This is a genomic window from Ectothiorhodospira variabilis (assembly GCF_022227625.1).
Lineage (GTDB): Bacteria > Pseudomonadota > Gammaproteobacteria > Ectothiorhodospirales > Ectothiorhodospiraceae > Ectothiorhodospira > Ectothiorhodospira haloalkaliphila.
In genome coordinates this window covers 23,493-43,064 of the sequence record NZ_JAJNAO010000018.1, presented here as the reverse complement: position 1 = coordinate 43,064, position 19,572 = coordinate 23,493, and the positions used below count along the sequence as shown (strand labels likewise).

16 protein-coding genes are annotated in these 19,572 nt (G+C 62.9%); 5 read left to right on the top strand and 11 right to left on the bottom strand.

The window, feature by feature from the left end:
• Positions 1-129: 129 nt before the first annotated feature.
• Entirely contained in the window at positions 130-3,249 is a 3,120-nt protein-coding gene (locus tag LPW30_RS13985) for an error-prone DNA polymerase (protein ID WP_239681147.1), read from the bottom strand.
• A 157-nt stretch (positions 3,250-3,406) separates the two neighbouring features.
• Here LPW30_RS13985 and LPW30_RS13980 point away from each other — a divergent pair, with 157 nt between their 5' ends.
• Positions 3,407-3,976 carry an NAD(P)H-dependent oxidoreductase gene (locus tag LPW30_RS13980; RefSeq protein WP_203225332.1) on the top strand — a complete coding sequence of 190 codons (570 nt, stop codon included), beginning with the start codon at positions 3,407-3,409 and terminating at the stop codon, positions 3,974-3,976.
• Positions 3,963-4,448, top strand: a complete 486-nt coding sequence (locus LPW30_RS13975; RefSeq protein ID WP_238624643.1) for a hypothetical protein — start codon at positions 3,963-3,965, stop codon at positions 4,446-4,448. The genes LPW30_RS13980 and LPW30_RS13975 overlap by 14 nt, the downstream gene beginning before the upstream one ends.
• Positions 4,449-4,563: 115 nt before the next feature.
• Here LPW30_RS13975 and LPW30_RS13970 read toward each other — a convergent pair whose 3' ends face one another.
• Positions 4,564-4,947: a phasin family protein gene (locus LPW30_RS13970; RefSeq protein ID WP_025281694.1), complete on the bottom strand. Its 384-nt coding sequence runs from the start codon at positions 4,945-4,947 to the stop codon at positions 4,564-4,566.
• A 297-nt stretch (positions 4,948-5,244) separates the two neighbouring features.
• On the opposite strand from LPW30_RS13970, the gene LPW30_RS13965 reads away from it, so the two are divergent.
• Positions 5,245-5,955 carry a DJ-1/PfpI family protein gene (locus tag LPW30_RS13965; RefSeq protein WP_025281695.1) on the top strand — a complete coding sequence of 237 codons (711 nt, stop codon included), beginning with the start codon at positions 5,245-5,247 and terminating at the stop codon, positions 5,953-5,955.
• Between the two features lie 45 nt (positions 5,956-6,000).
• Here the strand turns inward: LPW30_RS13965 and LPW30_RS13960 are convergent, their stop codons facing one another.
• Both LPW30_RS13960 and LPW30_RS13955 read right to left on the bottom strand, forming a co-directional pair.
• Positions 6,001-7,605 (bottom strand): Y-family DNA polymerase, encoded by a 1,605-nt coding sequence (locus LPW30_RS13960; protein WP_239681146.1) that lies wholly within the window; start codon positions 7,603-7,605, stop codon positions 6,001-6,003.
• A gap of 92 nt (positions 7,606-7,697) precedes the next feature.
• A complete protein-coding gene (locus tag LPW30_RS13955; RefSeq protein ID WP_025281697.1) occupies positions 7,698-10,022 on the bottom strand; it encodes an NADP-dependent malic enzyme in 2,325 nt (774 codons plus the stop codon).
• An 82-nt stretch (positions 10,023-10,104) separates the two neighbouring features.
• On the opposite strand from LPW30_RS13955, the gene LPW30_RS13950 reads away from it, so the two are divergent.
• The gene (locus LPW30_RS13950) at positions 10,105-10,899 is read left to right on the top strand and encodes an SDR family oxidoreductase (protein ID WP_338018787.1); all 795 of its coding nucleotides are present in this window, start codon (positions 10,105-10,107) and stop codon (positions 10,897-10,899) included.
• A 611-nt stretch (positions 10,900-11,510) separates the two neighbouring features.
• Here LPW30_RS13950 and LPW30_RS13945 read toward each other — a convergent pair.
• Together LPW30_RS13945 and LPW30_RS13940 are read right to left on the bottom strand one after the other, a co-directional pair.
• Positions 11,511-12,863 (bottom strand): adenosylmethionine--8-amino-7-oxononanoate transaminase, encoded by a 1,353-nt coding sequence (locus LPW30_RS13945; protein ID WP_239681145.1) that lies wholly within the window; start codon positions 12,861-12,863, stop codon positions 11,511-11,513.
• A 90-nt stretch (positions 12,864-12,953) separates the two neighbouring features.
• On the bottom strand, positions 12,954-14,318 hold the full coding sequence (locus LPW30_RS13940; protein WP_238624638.1) for a KamA family radical SAM protein: 1,365 nt from the start codon (positions 14,316-14,318) through the stop codon (positions 12,954-12,956).
• 216 nt (positions 14,319-14,534) lie between these two features.
• On the opposite strand from LPW30_RS13940, the gene LPW30_RS13935 reads away from it, so the two are divergent.
• Positions 14,535-15,650 carry an aminotransferase class V-fold PLP-dependent enzyme gene (locus tag LPW30_RS13935; protein ID WP_239681144.1) on the top strand — a complete coding sequence of 372 codons (1,116 nt, stop codon included), beginning with the start codon at positions 14,535-14,537 and terminating at the stop codon, positions 15,648-15,650.
• Between the two features lie 9 nt (positions 15,651-15,659).
• Here the strand turns inward: LPW30_RS13935 and LPW30_RS13930 are convergent, their stop codons facing one another.
• From LPW30_RS13930 to mltG, 5 genes are read right to left on the bottom strand one after another with little or no spacing between them, the layout of a single operon-like run.
• Positions 15,660-16,469, bottom strand: a complete 810-nt coding sequence (locus tag LPW30_RS13930; RefSeq protein ID WP_239681143.1) for a TatD family hydrolase — start codon at positions 16,467-16,469, stop codon at positions 15,660-15,662.
• 11 nt (positions 16,470-16,480) lie between these two features.
• Positions 16,481-16,822, bottom strand: coding sequence for a PilZ domain-containing protein (locus LPW30_RS13925; protein ID WP_025281703.1), 342 nt, complete (start codon positions 16,820-16,822; stop codon positions 16,481-16,483).
• Positions 16,823-16,868: 46 nt separating this feature from the next.
• Positions 16,869-17,855, bottom strand: coding sequence for a DNA polymerase III subunit delta' (gene holB, locus LPW30_RS13920; RefSeq protein WP_239681142.1), 987 nt, complete (start codon positions 17,853-17,855; stop codon positions 16,869-16,871).
• Positions 17,852-18,535: a dTMP kinase gene (gene tmk, locus LPW30_RS13915; RefSeq protein ID WP_203225264.1), complete on the bottom strand. Its 684-nt coding sequence runs from the start codon at positions 18,533-18,535 to the stop codon at positions 17,852-17,854. Before tmk ends, holB begins: the two co-directional genes overlap by 4 nt.
• Before the next feature lie 19 nt (positions 18,536-18,554).
• The gene (gene mltG, locus LPW30_RS13910) at positions 18,555-19,562 is read right to left on the bottom strand and encodes an endolytic transglycosylase MltG (RefSeq protein ID WP_238624633.1); all 1,008 of its coding nucleotides are present in this window, start codon (positions 19,560-19,562) and stop codon (positions 18,555-18,557) included.
• Between the last annotated feature and the right edge of the window lie 10 nt (positions 19,563-19,572).

Below are 19,572 nucleotides of genomic sequence, written 5' to 3'. Positions count from 1 at the left end.
GTGGGGGGGCACTGTGCCGGCCCTCGTCCCTCACCCCAACCCCTCTCCCCTGAGGGGAGAGGGGCTTTTCACTTTCATCATCGGGGGTGCCTCACCTGCCGTGATGCATGAGAGTTAAGGGTTTTCCCCTCAACAGAAGTCCCGGGAATCCGTCGGCAGGGCCCCCAGCCAGGCGCTGCGATCCGTCAGATGCCGGGCCACCAGATGACAGACTCCTTCCTCCCGCTGCCACTCCCCGCGCACCTCCAGCAAACGCCCCTGCAACACCTCCGCCCGGAAACGGGTCACCAGGGCCGGCCAGACGATGATGTTCACCGTGCCCGTCTCGTCCTCCAGGGTGAGAAAGACGGTACCACTGGCGGATGAGGGGTGCTGGCGGGTGATGACCAGCCCCACATAGCGCACCTGGCGACGGTGGGGCTGGGCCTGCAGGGACCGGGCCGTGGCCGGGCCCAGCCCCGCCAGTCGTTCCCGCAGCAGCGCCAGGGGATGACGCCCCAGGGACAGGCCCTGACTGGCGTAGTCCGCCACCAGATCCTCGCCTTCGCTGGGCACCCGCAACAGGGGGTCTCCCTCCCGCACACAGGTATCCGCCAGCAGCGGCAGGGGCGTTTCCGTGCCCAGGGCCACCCAGCGGGCACGATGCCGGTGACCACTGAGGGAGGCCAGCGCACCGGCGGCGGCCAGGGTATCCATGTCCTTGCGATGGAGCCCGGCACGTCGGGCCAGGTCGTCGGCCTGCGCGAAGGCCTCTTCCCGGCGGGCAGCCATGATGCGTTCGGCGGCAGACCGGCGAAGCCCGCGAATCAGGCGCATCCCCAGGCGCAGGGCAGGTTGGGGTGATCTCTCACCGCCACGATCCACCTCGATTTCGAGTGTGCAATCCCAGTCACTGGCACACACATCCACCGGCAACACCTGCACCCCGTGCCGACGGGCATCCTGGATCAACTGCGAAGGCCCGTAGAACCCCATGGGCTGGCTGTTGAGCAAGGCCGCAGTAAACGCCGCCGGTTCATGGCATTTGAGCCAGGCAGACACATAGGCGATCAAGGCAAAGCTGGCGGCGTGGGATTCGGGAAAACCATATTCGCCAAACCCCAGGATCTGCTGATGGATCTGCCGGGCAAAGTCCGGATCGTAACCGCGCGCCGCCATGCCCTCCAGCAACCGCTCCCGAAAGCGATCCAGCGTTCCCTTGCGCCGCCAGGCGCCGATGGCACGGCGCAGTCCATCGGCCTCGCCGGCGCTGAACCCGGCCGCCACCATGGCCAGCTTGATCACCTGCTCCTGGAACAGGGGCACCCCCAGGGTACGTTCCAGCACCTGTCGAACCTGGGGGCTGGGGTAGGTCACCGGTTCCAGACCCTGTCGACGGCGCAGATAGGGGTGCACCATCTCACCCTGGATGGGACCGGGCCGGACGATGGCCACTTCGATGACCAGGTCATAAAAACGGGCGGGCCTGAGGCGCGGCAGCATGCTCATCTGCGCCCGGGACTCGATCTGGAACACCCCCACCGTGTCGGCCTGCTGGATCATGCGGTACACCGCCGGGTCCTCGCGGGGCACGGTGGCCAGGTTCAACTGCTCTCCCCGGTAGGCCTGGATGAGATCGAAACTGCGCCGGACCGCCGAGAGCATCCCCAGGGCCAGGACATCGATCTTGAGCAGACCCACGGCGTCCAGGTCATCCTTGTCCCACTGGATGATGGTGCGATCCTCCATGGCGGCATTTTCCAGGGGCACCAGATGGGACAGGGGCCCCCGGGAGATCACAAAGCCGCCCACATGCTGGGACAGATGCCTGGGAAAACCGCGGATCTGCCCCACCAGGGTCAGCAGACGGCGCATGACGGCGCTGTGGGGGTCCAGGCCTGCCTCACGCACCCGGTCCTCATCCACTCCCGATTCCCACCAGGCCATGTTGGCGGCCAGCCGATCCACCTGTGCCTGGGCAAGGCCCAGGGCCTTGCCCAGATCCCGGATGGCGCTGCGACGTCGATAGGTGATCACGGTGGCCGCCAGGGCAGCACGGTCGCGGCCATAGCGGGTGTAGATGTACTGGATCACCTCCTCGCGCCGCTCGTGTTCGAAATCCACATCGATATCCGGGGGCTCGTTGCGCTCCCGGGAGATGAAGCGTTCGAACAGCATCTCCGAATGGGCGGGATCCACCGAGGTGATCCCCAGGCAGAAGCACACGGCGGAATTGGCCGCGGAGCCTCTTCCCTGGCACAGGATCCCGCGCCCCCGGGCGAAACGGACAATGTCGTGCACGGTGAGAAAATAGGGCTCATAGCCCATGTCCCGGATGACACCCAGCTCGTGATCCACCAGGTGACACACCCTGGCCGGCGCCCCTTCCGGCCAGTGACGGGTCATGCCGTCTTCCACCAGCCTTCTGAGGTACCGATCCGGCGAAAGATCCTTCGGAACGTCGTCCAGGGGATATTCATATCGCAGCATATCCAGGGAGAATCGACAGCGCCGGGCAATCTCCACGGTGCGCTCCAGCCAGGAGCGCGGATAGAGTCCGGTCAGGGCCTGTCGGCTGCGCAGATGGCGCTCGCCATTGGGAAACAGGGCCTCTCCCACCTGTGCCAGGGGCCGACCCAGGCGGATGGCAGTCAGGGCATCCTGCAGGGCCCGACGCCCCCGTACATGCATGTGCACATCACCGGTGGCCACCAGGGGCAGGCCGGTCTCCCGGGACAGGGCCTCCAGGGCCTCGCGCCGACGCCGATCCTGCCCATCCCGGTGCAGGGAAGCAGCTATCCAGGCACGCCCGGGAAAATGCGCATGCAGCCAATCTGCCGTGCCCCGGATATCGCCTTCTTCGGATGGGTCCAAGGGCAGGAGAGGCACCCACAGGGCCAGCAACCCCTGGGCATGGGAGGCCACATCCGGCCGATGGAGTTGATAGGTCCCCTTGTGAGCCCGCCGACGCCCCCGGGTGATCAGTGTGGAGAGGTTTTCATAACCGATCCGCGTGGCGGCCAGGAGGATCAGGGTGAACCGGCAGCCCACTTCCAGCTGACTCCCCATGATGAGTTGTATTCCCTGTTCCCCGGCTGCGACGTGGGCACGCACCACCCCGGCCAGAGAGGCGATATCCGTGAGCGCCAGGGCCTCATAGCCCAGATCGGCAGCACGGGCCACCAGTTCCTCCGGATGCGAGGCACCCCTGAGGAAACTGAAGTTGGACAGGCACTGGAGTTCGGCATACGGCGCGAGACATGGGGACATGAACGATTCACGGACAGGATGCACCTTGAGCAGGCAGGAGATCGGCAAGCAAATACTGTTCATATTAACAGTATTTACTGTTGGTTGAGGTGTTGAGAACCACCCCATCTCCAATCTGCTAATCTTCAGCGACACGGCAACCAGGGGCATGGCTCAGGTGAAACACATCACGTTGATCCAGGGGCATCCGGATCCGCAAGGCGGGCACTTTTGCCACGTCCTGGCTGATGCCTACCTTCGGGGCGCCGCACAATCAGGGCATGCGATACAGGTCATCGACGTGGCACAATTGGAATTCCCACTCCTGCGTAGCCGGGCAGAATTTCACGGTGGTCCGGTTCCCGATGATATCGCCCAGGCCCAGAGCGCCCTGGCCGGGGCCGAACACCTGGTGTTCATTTATCCGATCTGGATGGGTACCATGCCCGCGTTACTCAAGGGGTTTCTTGAGCAGGCCTTCCGTCCCGGGTTTGCCGTCAATGAGCTGGGCAAGGGGGTACTCAAGGGCAAATCCGCCCGGATCGTGGTCACCATGGCCATGCCGGCCCTGATCTACCGCTGGTATTACCGGGCACACGGATTGAGAAGCTTTGAACACAATATTCTCGGCTTTGCGGGCATCGGCCCCATGCGCGAGAACCTGATTGGGATGGTTGAGGGGATGAATGATGCGGCAAGACAAAAATGGGTTCACAAGATGGAGAAACAAGGGCGTGCAGGTTGCTGAAAAAAAGTCACTTTACCGATTCAAGTCACTGTGGTTACTGGGTCTGGTACTGATCCTGGGGGCCTGTGATCGACACGATGAGGATACCCGCCACCATGGTGTATGGGACGTGGATAACTTCTCCGCACCGGACACCGCCGAAATGTCTGCGGAAGCGGCCGAAAGCATCCTGGGCAGTCGCGGTGTTTATTCAAAGCACATTGCCCGTTTCGAAGACATGCAGTGCCTCAAGCCCCGCTACGAGCATCAGTCCCTGGATGCCGAGACATTCATGGAGGAGTTCGGGGTGGAGCCAGGCCAGGTCGGTCTGGCGGATGACGACATCACCCGCATTGAGATCACCTGTTATGACAATCCACTGGAGCGGGGCAGTACGCTGTTCGTCAAGGATGAGGATACGCTGATGACCGTCTGGGAAGGGGTGTTCTTCCAGATGCATCGCAGCAGTGGCAGTCCGGTGCCGGCACGCTAGCGCACCGGACGTTTCATCGGGACAAAAAAACGCCCCCACCCGGAAGACCCGAGTGGGGGCGTTTTTTTTGCCGATGCCCCTGGTAGGGGCGTCGGATTACTCAGCCTTCCGAAGTTCAGGCGCTCTTGCGAGCGGCGCTCTTCTTGGCAGCGTCCAGGTTGGAGACGGTGGCAACACTCTCTTCACCCAGCTTCTGCACTTCTTCGGCGTAGCCGCGCTGCAGTTCGACCAGCTCGGTGGTGTCCTTGGCAACCTTTTCGCTCAGGGACTTGGCGGCTTCGCTTTGAGCGCTCACATAGGCCTGAAGGCTCTGCGAATCGCTGACGGTCTGCATGGCACGCATCTGCTCAATGGCTACTTCGGAGTAGCTGCGGAACATGCTGATCTGGTAGTCCACCAGCTTGGCCATATGGTCAAGGGTGACGTTGTTGAACTTGCGTGCCGGAGCCGCCAGCTTGTCAAACTGCTCTTGGGCACTGACAAAGATATCGTTGTACATGGCAAATCTCCTGTCTTTCTGTGGTTAAGGCAGGTGAATTCCTGACCTTGTTGCGATGCAGCATAGCGCATATTTTTGTGCAGTGCAACAACCCAATTCACTGCGCGGAGGGTGGTTCATTCAGGTCAGCGATATCTTCGAGGACCCCCAGAGTCATGATTTCCTTGAAAATTAAGCGGGAAAGGCGCCGAAATAGAAGCCAAAACCTGCCTGGATGTAGTAGATTCAACGAAAATTTTTTCGTTCTTGTCCGGGCCTGGATCCGTTCTGGCGCGGGCAGCGTCAAGGAATCTACTGATGAGTGACAAAGGTAACCGCAGCACACTTGTCGGCATCCTGGTCTTCGACCAGGTAGAAGTTCTGGACTTTGCCGGCCCCTTCGAGGTGTTCTCCACCACGCGCCTGGACGAGGCTCGAAGGGCCGAAACCGATTCCCCCTTCGATATCCGCCTGATCGCCGAGCACAAGCAGGTGGTCACGACGACCGGGGGCATGATGGTGGTGCCTCATCATGATTTCGAGGACTGCCCGGACCTGGACATCCTGGTGGTTCCCGGCGGACGGGGGGCACGGCGGGAGATCAGCAACATCCGGCTGATGGAATGGTTGCGGCAACAGTCCGATGGACTGTCCCTGCTGGCCGGAGTATGCACCGGCTCCATGTTGCTGGGGCAGGCGGGCCTGCTGGAGGGGCTGCGCGCCACCACACACTGGCGTTCGCTGGACTGGATGCGGGAGTATTTCCCGGATGTCATGGTGGTGGAGGATGAGTTCGTGGTGGATGCCGGCTCGGTGATCACCTCCGCGGGCATATCTGCCGGCATCGACATGGCCCTGCAACTGGTGTTGCGTTTCCACGGCCAGGAGGTGGCCCGGGCCGCCGCCCGCTACATGGAATACCCCTTCCCGGAGAACAGCCGCCTCAGGATGGTGCAGGACATCAAGGATGCGGCCGACCGGTCACAGCAGATTCAGGACGCCCATCATCAGGATGATTCCCCCCGTTGAGGCGTCGTTCCGTTGAGGCGTCGTTGGCCGCGCTTGTGTGGCGCTTCAACCAAACAACCCCTGTAGATACCATATCCCGTCCGGGTTGCGCAGATCCCGATACAGCCAGAGGCTCTGTCCGGCGGGCGTGGAAGCACGCACATAGTCCCGCCTGACATCCCCGTCATCCCACCAGCCCGACTCGATGCGCTCATCCGTCTCCACAGGGGTTATAGGGCAGGGGGGTGCCATGGGGGGATCCAGTAACCAGACGGGACGCGCCCCCGTGGATGGGTGCACCTGGCCGCCATGGCCCTCCTCGCCAATGCCCATCTTCATGGAATACCAGGCCCGTTCAGGACGATGATCCGCCACGCAGGCCAACCTCTTGACCGCATCCTCGCCCAGACGGGCCCGCAGACGTTCCAGTAGTTGTCGCAGGTCTGCCTGCTGTTCAGCCCCGGTGGTGAACAGGGTCTGGCCCTGATGGTGAGCCAACCGCGACAGATCCTGTGCCGACACGGTCAGGGCTGTGACCGTGGCCTCAAGGACAGTACGCTCCAACACCTCCCGGCAGACCTCCAACAGGTGTTCTGCATCCCGGCTGGGAGCCAACAGCCCCACCTGCAGCGGCGTGGAGGCCCTCCGGTGATGATGCAATGCCACCCGCAGACGGCCCACGCCCAGACCCCGTCCCCGCAACCAGCCAGCCAGCATCTGCAGCAACGACTCCAGGATCGGGAGCAGAGGGTGATGCCCGTCCATCTCGAAGGGCAGATGCCGGGTGTGCTCAAAGCGGGCCGGTGGATTGAACCGGGGAAGGGGGTCTGGCGACCATCCACGCAGTCGATCCAGTTCCCGCAAGAGCTCCGGCCCCAGACGCCGGGCCAGGCCATCACGGGGCAGCCGGAGCAGATCTCCCAGTGTGCGCACCCCCAATCCCCTCAATCTTTCCTGGCGTTTGGGGTCATCTTCCAGGGTTTCCAGCGGGGCCTTCCGAAGCAGACGCAGCAGGGCATCGCCATCCGTGACCGTTGTCCCCGGTGCCCATCGCGCCAGCAGGCGGGCAGCGGAGGGGCAGGGGGCGATCCCTGCTCGCACCTGAAAATCCAGGGGGCCGAGCGCCTCCAGGATCCGCCCCCGCAGGGCCTCCACACCCCCGAACAGACGCAGGCTGCGCCCGATCTCCAACAGGATCAACGGCTCACCCGGCGGCTGATGCACATGGTCGGTGAATTGCAGCCCCCAACCCGCCAGCGTTTCCAGGGCCTGCTGCTCTGCAAAGAGATGACGGGGCAGGGTGATCAATTCCCGGCACAGGGGCAGGGCGGCCGCCAGGGACATCAAAGGATGGATGCCGCGTTGCCGGGCACGACGATTGGCGGCATGGACCCACTGCTGCCTGCCTTTCTCCTCGATGATGACCAGAGGATCGGCCACGGCCTCTCCCGACTGGTGGATCAGGTCCAGGCAGAGATGAGGGAAATACAGGGCCAGCCAGAGATCCGGGCGAGGCACCGTTGGAGCCTCTGGTCTGGATGAAGAGGCTTCAGGCCCGGGAACCCCCCCGGGGCCATCGCCGGCGCGCACCGGGGATGCGGTTCGCAACCGGCCAGGCGGCGCAGACGGGATGCCCGGCAACACAAGCTGGCCCTGTTGGGGAGTGGGCATGGGGAAGCCTCAAATACTGTTCATCCATATAGTATAGACGCCCCCATCAGACCGGCTCCACCCCCCCCGGATGACTCAACCGCCCGGCGATCCTAGCCGGTTCGCTGTGGCGTGATGTCGTAGCGCCGCTCGCCCTCGCGTTTTTCATACTGGTTGGCGTCCACCACCGCCAGGGCCGTCATGTTCACCAGACGACGCACCGAGGCCGTTTCGGTGAGGATATGCACCGGACGGGCGGCGCCGAGCAGGATCGGGCCCACGCTGACACCCTCGCCACTGGAGGCCTTGAGCAGATTGAAGGCAATGTTGGCGGCATCGATATTGGGCATCACCAGCAGATTGGCCTCACCCTTGAGGCGACAGTGCTGGAACAGACGATTGCGGATCTCTTCCTTGAGGGCAGCATCGGCATGCATCTCTCCATCCACCTCCAGGTTGGGATCCATACGCTCCAGGATATCCCGGGCCCGACTCATCTTGCGTGCGGTTTCCGATTCCACACTGCCAAAATTGGAGTGGGAGACCAGGGCCACCTTGGGCGTGAGCCCGAAATTGCGCACTTCTTCGGCGGCCATCAGGGTGATCTCTGCCAGGGTCTGGGCATCCGGGTTCTCGTTGACGTAGGTATCGCAGATGAACAGGGTGCGATGGGGCAGCATCAACAGGTTCATGGTGGCAAAAGTGCGCACCTCCGGGGCCAGGCCGATCACATCGCTGACATGCTTGAGATGGTAGGCGTGCTGACCCACCATGCCGCAGATCATGGCGTCTGCCTCCCCATTGCGGACCAGCATGCTGCCGATCAGGGTGTTGTTGCTGCGGATACGATGCTTGGCCACATCCGGCGTGACCCCGCGACGCCCCATGATGCTGTGATAATCCGACCAGAAGTCCCGGAAGCGGGGATCGGAATCCGGGTTGATCAGCTCGAAATCCTTGCCCGGCGTCAGTTGCAGGCCAATGCGCTCGATGCGTGACTGAATCACCTCGGGGCGGCCGATGACCACCGGATGCGCCAGTCCCTCCTCGAGCACCGTCTGCACGGCACGCAGCACCCGCTCGTCCTCGCCCTCGGGATAAATCACCCGACGCGGCGCCGCCTTGGCGGCGGCAAACACCGGCTTCATGACGAAACCGGACTGATAGACGAAGTTGTTGAGATGATCCCGATAGGTCCACAACTCCTCGATGGGCGCCGTGGCCACCCCCGAATCCATGGCGGCCTTGGCCACCATGGGGGCAATCTTGACGATCAAGCGGGGGTCAAAGGGTTTGGGGATCAGATAGGAAGGCCCGAATCGAAGGCCTTCATCCCCATAGGCCTTGGCCACCACTTCGGAAGGTTCGGCCCGGGCCAGTTCCGCCAGGGCCTTGACTGCCGCCACCTTCATCTCATCGGTGATGGTACGGGCACCCACATCCAGAGCCCCCCGGAAGATGAAGGGGAAACACAGAACATTGTTCACCTGGTTGGGATAGTCGGAACGCCCCGTGGCCATCACGGCATCCTGACGCACCTCCAGCACCTCCTCCGGGAGGATCTCCGGATCCGGGTTGGCCAGGGCCATGATCAGCGGGTTGGGCGCCATTCGCGCCACCATGTCCTTCTTGAGCACACCGCCCGCAGAGAGCCCCAGGAAGATATCGGCACCTTCCATGACCTCGCCCAGTGAGCGGGCATCCGTGGCCTGGGCAAAGCGTTGCTTGATGGTATCCATTTCCTCAGGGCGGCCCTTGTAGAGCACCCCATGGATGTCCGTAACCCAGATGTTATCCAGGGGCAGCCCCAGGGTGACCAGCAGATCCAGGCAGGCGAGGGCGGCAGCCCCGGCCCCGGAGGTCACCAGTTTGACGTTGCTCAGATCCTTGCCTGAGAGCTGCATGGCATTGAGCACCGCCGCGGCCACGACGATGGCCGTGCCATGCTGGTCATCGTGAAACACCGGGATGTTCATCCGCTCGCGCAGCCGGCTTTCGATGTAGAAACACTCCGGCGCCTTGATATCCTCGAGATTGATACCTCCGAAGGTGGGCTCCATGGCAGCGATGATGTCCACCAGCTTGTCCGGGTTGTTCTCGTTCAACTCGATGTCGAACACATCGATATTGGCAAACTTCTTGAACAGTACCGCCTTGCCTTCCATCACAGGCTTGGCGGCCAGAGGCCCCACGGCCCCCAGACCCAGCACCGCAGTGCCATTGGTCACCACGCCCACCAGATTCGCCCGTGCGGTCAGCCTGCCGGCCTCGCTGGGGTCTGCGGCAATGGCCCTGGAGGCAGCCGCCACGCCGGGGGAATAGGCGAGGGCCAGATCCCGCTGGTTGGTCAGCCCCTTGGTGGGCACCACTGAGATCTTTCCGGGGGTAGGAAGGAGGTGGTAATCAAGTGCAGCCTGGTCGAGCGAAGTCTTATCCATGGTTCCCTTGGGTCTCCGGGGCTTGGATCGTGAATCAATGGGGGGTGTATTATGGGCGCTTACAGACATTCCCGCATCCAGGATGCGACAGGGGGCAGCCATGCCAGGACGAAGAAAGGGTTGGACAGTGGTCACTGGAGCAGGCAGTGGCATGGGCAGGGCCCTTGCCTGGGACCTGGCGAGTCGTGGAGGGCGCGTCATCGCCATTGGCCGCCGGGCCGATGCCCTGGAAGAGACCCGCGCCAAGGCCCCGGAGTCCATCCAGGTGGCCGTCGCTGATGTCTCAACGCCTGCAGGTCGAGACGCAATCGCCCTGGCCGCTGCCGCTCAAGGCACCATTCACGCCGTGGTTCATAACGCTGCCGTGCTGGAACCCGTGGGTGCCTTGAGCGAGGTCAGCCTGGATGACTGGCGTTACCAGCAGGCCGTGAACGTGGAGGGTCCGCTGTTTCTCACCCAGGCTTTGCTACCGTACCTGGCTGAGGATGGACGCATCCTGCATGTCTCATCGGGCGCTGCCCACCGCAGCCTGAATGGTTGGGGCGGTTATTGCGCCTCCAAAGCGGCCCTTTACATGCTGTACCAGTGTCTGAGGGAGGAGTTGGGTAGCCGGAGCATCCACGTGGGCAGCGTGCGCCCGGGCGTGGTGGATACCCCCATGCAGCAGCAGATCCGGGAAACGGACGAGCAAAGATTCCCCGGCGTGGAGAGATTCCGTCGCCTGAAGACCGAAGGCCAGCTCCAGCCGCCGGAGCGCGTGGCTGACTTCATGAGCTGGATCCTGCTGGAAACGGGAGACAAGCAATTCTCCCTGGAGGAATGGGACATCGACAACGAGTCGCAGACGCGGCTCTGGAAGGATACGCGGCAGGTTTAAGCGGGACTCCGTTCCGGGTGGCAACCGAGGGCGTGGATGAAAACTCGTCTTTGGTAATGAGTCGAAGGCCCCTGAATTTGCTCCCTAGTAGCAAAGGGCTCCTTGAACGGAGGAGGGGTTGTTCGTTACTGCGGCGATGGGGTCACCACCGCTAATTCCATGAAGGAACGCATGAACAGGCCCGTAGGCCTGGAGCGTTCTTCCATGGGAAGTACATTATTTAACATAATATACATTATGCGAACCAATATATACCCGTGGGAGCCGGCCTGCCGGCGATGCGCTGCGCCAGCAGCGCCCAGGAGATGCCAAGTGCCCGCCGCTTTCGCGGGCAGGCCCGCTCCCACAGGCCGCCCAAACCACACAACCACACACACCAGACATCCTGCACACATCCCGCAAACAGCGCCCCCACAGCGTCCGGTCAGTCTCCGGGGGCGGATTCCTGTAAGCGGGCTTCAGCCGCAGGAAGCGGCTGCAGAGCCTACATGGACGTATTCACGGCGTCCCGCTGTAAGGAATTTGCCCCCGGAGACTGACCCCCACCCCGAACCAAAACGAGGCCACCCACAGAGGCCAACCAGGCACCCAGGCACCCAGGCAAAAATCACTCAACCAGCAGCAGTCGCCAGATCAATCCCCTCAGCCATCACCTCAGCCAGAAACCGGATCTGCTCCTCGGTGATCACATAAGACGGCATCATGTAAGCCACATTCCCCAACGGCCGCAGCAAGGCACCACGCTTGAGCGCATGCTGATAGGCAATCAGGCCACGACGCTCCTGCCAGGGATACGGCTCCCGGGTGGCCTTGTCCTTGACCATCTCCACCGCCGCGATCATCCCGTGCTGGCGCACATCGCCCACATGCGAATGATCCGCCAGCGGCGCCAGGGACTCCCGCATCACCTGAGCCAGGCGCCGGTTGTTGCCCAACACATCATCCCGCTCGAACAGATCCAGCGTCGCCAGCGCCGCCGTGCAGGCCAGCGGATTGGCCGTATAGGAATGAGAATGCAAAAAGGCATTCAGCTTGGTGTAATCATCGTAAAAGGCCTGGTACACCGTGTCGTTGGTGAGCACCACCGACAACGGCAGATACCCCCCGGTCAGCCCCTTGGACAGACACATGAAATCCGGCGTGATGTTCGCCTGCTCACAGGCAAACATCGTCCCCGTGCGCCCGAATCCCACCGCAATCTCATCGGCAATGAGATGCACCCCATGCCGATCACAGGCCTCCCGCAAGAGCTCCAGATACCGGGGATGGTACATGCGCATATGGCCCGCACACTGCACCAACGGCTCCACGATCACCGCACAGGTTTCATGGGCATGGCGCGCCAGGGTCTCCTCCATGGCCTGAAAGCGACGCTCGGCCACCTGCTCACAGGTCTCGCCCGGTTTCCGCTCATAGCAGTCCGGCGCAGTCACCGGGATAGGCTCCATGAGCAGCGGACCATAGGTGGCCTTGTAAAGCGGCACATCGCCCACCGCCAGGGCCCCCAGGGTCTCGCCATGGTAGCTGTTGGTCAGGCAGATGAACCGCGTCTTGCCCCCCTGCCCCGTGTTGAGCCAGTAATGAAAGCTCATCTTCAGGGCCACCTCCACTGCCGCCGAACCGCTGTCCGCATAAAAACAGCGGCTCAGACCGGGCGGCGTGATCTGCACCAGGCGCTCGGAGAGCTTCACCACCGGCTCATGACTGAAGCCGGCCAGGATCACGTGCTCCAACTGATCCAGCTGATCCCGAATGGCCTGATTGATCACCGGATTGGCGTGACCGAACAGATTCACCCACCAGGAACTGACGGCATCGATATACCGATTCCCGTCAAAATCCTCCAGCCAGACCCCCTCCCCTCGCCGGATCGGCGTGAGCGGGAGATGTTCGTGGTCCTTCATCTGCGTGCACGGATGCCAGACCACCGCCAGATCGCGTTGCTTGATGGTTTCGTTGTTCATCGTTTCACCCCGGTGCCAAAACCAGAAAGGGCCGCGATTGCTCGCGGCCCTGCCCTTACCTGCTCATTCCAGAAAGCCGGACGATCGGCGTCAGGCCTGCCCTGCCTGCATGGCCTCGTACTCATCCTCGAAGAAGAACTTCTCTTCGCCAAAGGCCGGCTTGAGATGATTCAGCCAGGTGGCCTCTTCATCATAGCGGGCGAAGAACGGGCGCTGCACCCATTCCGGATTGCGCCCCTGGATGAAGCGCAGCACGAACACCTTCTCGCCATGAATCTCGGTGACACCCTGGATTTCCACCTTGCCGGGGCCGGCGCTCATGGAGGGCCCACGGGCCGTGCGGCCCAGGCCGGACACCTGTTTCATGGCATCCCGGTAGATCTCCCAGGCACGGGCCAGCGGCACCTCGAAGTACCGACGAGCACCGGTATCGCGCTCGGCGAACATGTAATACGGAATGATCCCCAGGCGTACCTGCTGCTCCCACATGCGCGCCCACACAGCCGGGTCATCATTGATGTTCGCCAGCAGCGGACCCTGACTGCGGATCTCGGCGCCGGTGGCACGCAGGCGACGGATGGCCTCGCGAGCGATCGGGGTGTCCATCTCCCGCCAGTGATTGTAATGGGCCATGATGGCCACATGCTTGCCCGCCTTCACCAGGCGCTCCAGCAGCATCACCAGTTCGTCGGCATCGGCATCGCTCACAAAGCGATGGGGCCAGAAGGTCAGCGCCTTGGTGCCGATGCGCACGGTCTGCACATGCTCGAACTCGGGCCCCATCAGCGGTTCCAGGTACTGGGCCAGATGCTTGGTCTTCATCACCATCGGGTCGCCGCCGGTGATGAGAATATCGCTCACCTCGGGGTTGACACGCAGATAGCCCAGCATGTCGCTGGCCTGGTTGGAAGCAATGCGCAGGCTCTTGTCCCCCACGAACTGCGCCCAACGGAAACAGAAGGTGCAGTAGGCGTGGCAGGTCTGCCCCTGACTGGGGAAGAACAGCACTGTCTCGCGGTACTTGTGCTGCAGGCCCTGCAAGGGCTCTCCATCCAGTTCCGGGCGGTTCATTTCCATCTGCCCCGCCGGATGCGGGTTCAGTTCTTCGCGCAGTTCACGGGCCAGTGCCACGATCTCGGTACGATCCGCACCGCGACGATGCAATTCGGCCATGCGCTCGAAGGCCTCGGGCTCGAGCATGTCGCGCTGCGGGAAAGTCAACTGGTAGATTGGGTCATCGGGGACCTGATCCCAGTCGATCAATTCCTCTATGATGTACTCATTGACACGAAACGGCAGAACACTGGCTACCACCTTCATCTCGAAGCGGCACTCGTCGGACAGACGATCCAGGGCCGGAATCTGGTCAAGATTACGGTCGGTGAAGACTTTGAAGGCCCGGGCTTCGATCTCCCGCAATTCTTCGTGTCGATAAAAGTTGAGGACAGAATTCATAGACGCCTCCGATTCTGTGATCAGATCAAGATGCTGAAAAAGGGATCTTGGATCTAGCGTGACGAAGAACGGGCGCCGCAGGCGTGCCAGCCCTGCTCTCCGAGGAGGCCGCGCATGAAGGCGGCTTGAATGACAAAATTCTAAGGGGGCAAAGCTTTTCGAATATAACAAACACTAATGCGCAAAAGCAAACCGCCCCAAAAACCGAGGATCGACATGCACCCGGAATTCCCCCTGGCCGACGACATCCTGCATTTGAACCACGCCGCCGTCGGCCCATGGCCCGTGCGCACGCAGCGTGCCGTGGCCGCCTTCGCGGAGGAAAACACCCGACTGGGTTCCCGCCACTACCTGCAATGGCTGAAGGTGGAAAAACGTCTGCGGGAGCGGCTGCAACGGCTCATCCATGCCGCTTCCGTGGATGACATCGGCCTGCTCAAGAACACCTCCGAGGCCCTGTCCGTGGTGGCACACGGCCTGCCCTGGAAAGCGGGAGACAACGTGGTCTGCCCCCTTCAGGAGTTCCCTTCCAACCGCATCGTCTGGCAGTCACTGGAGCGCTTGGGGGTGGAAACCCGGCTGGTGGACCTGTCGAAAGTCTCCGACCCGGAGGCTGCCCTGCTGGGCGCCATGGACCGGCGCACGCGCCTGCTCAGCGTGAGCGCCGTGCAATATGCCAGCGGCCTGCGCATGGACCTGAACCGTCTGGGCAGCGCCTGCCATCATCGGGGTGTGCTGTTCTGCGTGGATGCCATCCAGCAACTGGGCGCCCTCCCCCTGGATGTACAGGACTGCCAGGCGGATTTCCTGGCGGCCGATGCCCACAAATGGCTCCTGGGGCCGGAGGGCATCGCCGTGTTCTATTGCGCCGAGCGCCTGCGGGATCAACTCACGCTGCAGCAATTTGGCTGGCACATGGTGGAAGATATGGGCAATTTCGATCGCCTGGACTGGGAGCCGGCCCGCTCTGCCCGGCGTTTTGAATGCGGCAGCCCCAACATGCTGGGCATCCATGCCCTGGAGGCCAGCCTGTCATTGTTCGAGGAGACGGGCATGGAGTTCGTGGCCGATGCCCTGTCACGCAACGTGGAATACCTCATCGATCTGCTTCGAGCCAGCAAATTCGACGTGTATTCACCCGTGCAGGCGGATCGTCGGGCGGGCATCGTCACCTTCGGACGCCAGGGAATGGATGCCGAGAAGACCTATCAGCGACTCATGGAACAAGGCGTCCTGTGCGCCCTGCGTGGCGGCGGGATCCGGTTTTCCCCGCATTTCTACACCCGCACCGGCCACATGGAGCAGGCCGTGGAGCGTGCCGCCGAAGTCTAGTTCCGGGACTCAGCCCACCCCTGCCAGCGACCGGGAAGCGCGATGCGCCGGCACGCCGAACAACCGACCGTAGTTCGCCGTGGTCTGTTCTGCCAGGCGTTCCAGGGGCACGCCCCGCACATCCGCCAGGCACTCGGCCACATGACGCACCCAGGCCGGGTGATTGGTCTTGCCACGGTAAGGCATCGGGGCCAGGTAAGGGGCATCGGTCTCCACCAGCAGACGATCATCCGGGACCTGACGGGCCACGTCCCGCAGGGCCTGGGCATTGCGGAAGGTGACAATGCCGGAAAACGACACATACAGGCCCATGTCCAGCCCGGCGTGAGCCGTGTCCCAGTCTTCGGTGAAGCAGTGCAGCACACCACCGGTGTCCCGGACCCCCTCCTCCTTGAGGATATCCAGGGTATCCCGACGCGCGTCCCGGGTATGAATGATCACCGGCTTGCCTGCGGCCCGAGCGGCCCGCAGGTGGCGACGGAAACGCGCCCGCTGCCACTCCAGATCCCCTTCATTGTAGTGATAGTCCAGCCCCGTCTCGCCAATGGCCACCACGCCCGGATCATCGGCCATGGCCACCAGTTCCTTTTCGGTGGGTTCATGCCCCTCACGGGCACTGGGATGCACGCCCACCGAGCAGGATACCTGCTCATAACGAGCGGCCAGATCCTTCACCTGGGCGTAGTTGTTCATGTCGATGCACACGCACAGCATGTGATCCACGCCCGCCTCGGCGGCCGCCTGCATCATGCGGTCCCTGTCGCCGTCAAAGGGCTTGAGGTCGATGCGATCCAGATGACAATGAGAGTCGATAAGCAAGGTGCGAGATCCTACATGGTATGGGTCGGGCGATCGGCCTGCAGACTGCCGCCCAGCAGGCCTTCGATCTTGTTGCGGGTGGCACCATTGTCCTGTTCATTGAACTGCACGCCGATGCCCGGCGTTCGGTTGCCCTGGGCGCGGGGCGGTGTGATCCAGATGATGCGGCCCGCCACGGGCAGGCGTTCACGCTCCTCCATCAGTGTGAGCAGCATGAAGATCTCATCTCCCAGCTTGTAGGGCTTTTGCGTGGGAATGAACAGGCCGCCATTCTTTACAAAGGGCATGTAGGCGGAATATAGCGAGTTCTTGTCCTTGATGGACAGCGAGAGGATACCTTGTCCCGGTGCCACGATGGCCTCCCCGGTTGGACCTGTCTGGCAGGCGATGCGTGAGGGTTCAGGAGCGGGCCAGATCCCGCCAGGTGATCAGCATGTCCTCCAGGAACATCACGGTATTCACGTTGGAGTCCAGACCCTGGCGCCAGACCAGCAACTGCTGCTGAAGCTGGAACGATGCCTGCAAGTCTAACGCCTTTGCCAGGGCCTGCAAATCCTCGCGCGGGGCAATGCCCGAGACCCGGGGGGCATCCGCGCCGGTCATGTGCCAGCGGATCACGTCATCCACCAGAATCTGCAAGCGGGTTACCCACTCGATCATGGACCCATCCTTGAGCCGATCCACCAGGCTACCCAGGGATGCCCGTCGCCCCAGCAGATCCAGAAAGGCGCGTCGCTGTGCCTGCCATTCCTCCAGGGCCCCGCCCTCCGCCAGGCTCCGGGCCCGCAGGGGTGATCCCTGCCCCAGGGCCAGCAACATATCCAGGGATTCCCCGGGCACGGATTCGGCGAGCCATTCCCGCGCCCGGGCAGCATCCGGCATGGGCAACCTGATCTGCTGACAGCGACTGCGGATCGTGGCAGGCAGGCGGGCCGGATGGGCCGTCACCAGGATCAGAACGCCCTCCCCCGGAGGTTCTTCCAAAGTCTTGAGCAGACTGTTGGCCGAGGCATCGTTCATGGCATCCGCCGGATGAATGATGGCCAGGCGATGGCGTCCATGACTGCGGCTCAGTCCCATGAAACCGGCCAGGTCGCGGATCTGATCCACGAGGATCCGGGTCTTGCCCTCGGGGATGGTCAGTTCAGTGAGGTCCGGATGGGATCCTGCCCGTACCATATGGCAACCATGGCACTGCCCACAGGGTGCGCCCTCGGCATCGGGGTGGCTGCATAGCAGGCTCTGGGCAAAGCGTCGAGCCATCTCCAGTTTGCCCACACCCTGAGGACCCGTGAACAGCAGGCCATGGGCCAGGCGCCCGGCATCCACCTGCTCCTTGAGGGCCTGCCAGGCCGGTGCCAGCCAGGGATACGGCGCACCGGTCATGCGCCCCCCCGGTTCCACCCGAAATCCACCAGGGCGTCCACCCGGGCGATCAGATCTGCCCTCACCTGCTCCAGGGACTGCTCGGCGTCGATCACGGCATACCGCCCGGGGTTCATCTGCACCCGCGTGTGATAGATGAAGCGAACCCGCTCGAAGAACGACAGCGTCTCCTGCTCGAAACGGTCTGCTTCCCCCCGCTTGGCCGCACGGGCCAGACCGGTGGCGACCGAGGCATCCAGAAACAGCGTCAGATCAGGCCGGAAGGCGCCTTGCACCCAGTTCTCCAGGGCAGCAATACGCTGCACATCGATCTTTCGTCCGCCCCCCTGATAGGCGTAGGTGGCATCGGTGAAACGGTCGCTGATCACCCAGGTGCCGGCCTCCAGCGCGGGCAGGATGCGCCGTTGCAGATGCTCGGCCCGGGCGGCAAACACCAGCAGCAACTCCGTGTCCACATGCATGGGCGGATAATCCCGCGACAAAAGCAATTCACGCACGGCCTCGCTGATTTGAGTGCCGCCAGGCTCGCGGGTGGTCATCACGGGGATCCCACGCCCGGTCAGATGGTCCGCCAGTGCCTGCACCTGGGTGGACTTGCCCACCCCCTCGATCCCTTCCAGGCAGATGAATTTCCCGCGCACGGGCGCGGTTTGCGTTGAATGATCAGACTGGGTGGTCAATGGGATGAATCCTGGTCAATCAGCGACCGTACCGGCTGGCATCACCACCGAGCTGGTATTTGATCACCGCCTGGCGATGTTCCCGGTAGGTCTCGGAAAAGTGGTGACTGCCATCGCCCCGGGAGACAAAGAACAAAGCCCTGGAGTCCGCCGGATTGGCCACGGCTTCCAGCGCGGCCGCCCCTGGCAGGGCGATGGGGGTGGGCGGCAGGCCGTCGCGGGTGTAGGTGTTGTAGGGGGTATCCAGGCGCAGGTCGCGGCGGCGAATGCGGCCATCGAAATGCTCAATGCCGTAAATCACCGTGGGGTCGGTTTGCAAACGCATGCCACGGCGCAGGCGCTCCACGAAGACTGCCGCCACCATGGGTCGCTCCGCAGCCCGCCCCGTCTCCTTCTCGACGATGGAGGCCAGGATCAAGGCTTCATAGGGGCTCTCCAGCGGCAGATCCTCCTGCCTTGCCTCCCAGGCCGACGCCAGCGCACGCTCCATGCGTTCATGGGCACGGCGCAGGAAATCCATATCCGTGGTGCCACGGGGAAAGAGGTAGGTATCCGGAAAGAACCAACCCTCGGGGTGGGCATCCGGCTTGCCCAGGCGTTCCATCACAGAATCGTAGTCGTCCGGCTCCAGGGTGTTCTCGATGTGCTCGTGGGCCGCGATGGCCCGCATCATCTGACGGAAATTCCAGCCCTCGGGGATGGTGAGGCTGTACTGCAGGGTGCGCCCCTGCACGAACAAGGCCAGCAGCGCCGGGGGCGTGAGATCCGGGGTGAGCAGGTACTCACCGGCACGAAGACTCTGGGCCTGGCCCTCCATGCGCCCGTACGCCTCCCAGTAATGGGCGTTCTCGATGATGCCGGCTTCTGCCAGGTCCTGGCCCACGCGCCGCAGCGAGGCTCCGGAGGGCACGGTGAATACTTTGTTTTCCGCGACGTTGGCAGGCGTGTCCAGAAACCGTTGATAGTCCCAGGCCAACGCGCCGGCCCCGGCCACGACCATCAGCAAAAGCAGGATCAGGATTCGCATGGGGTAGCCT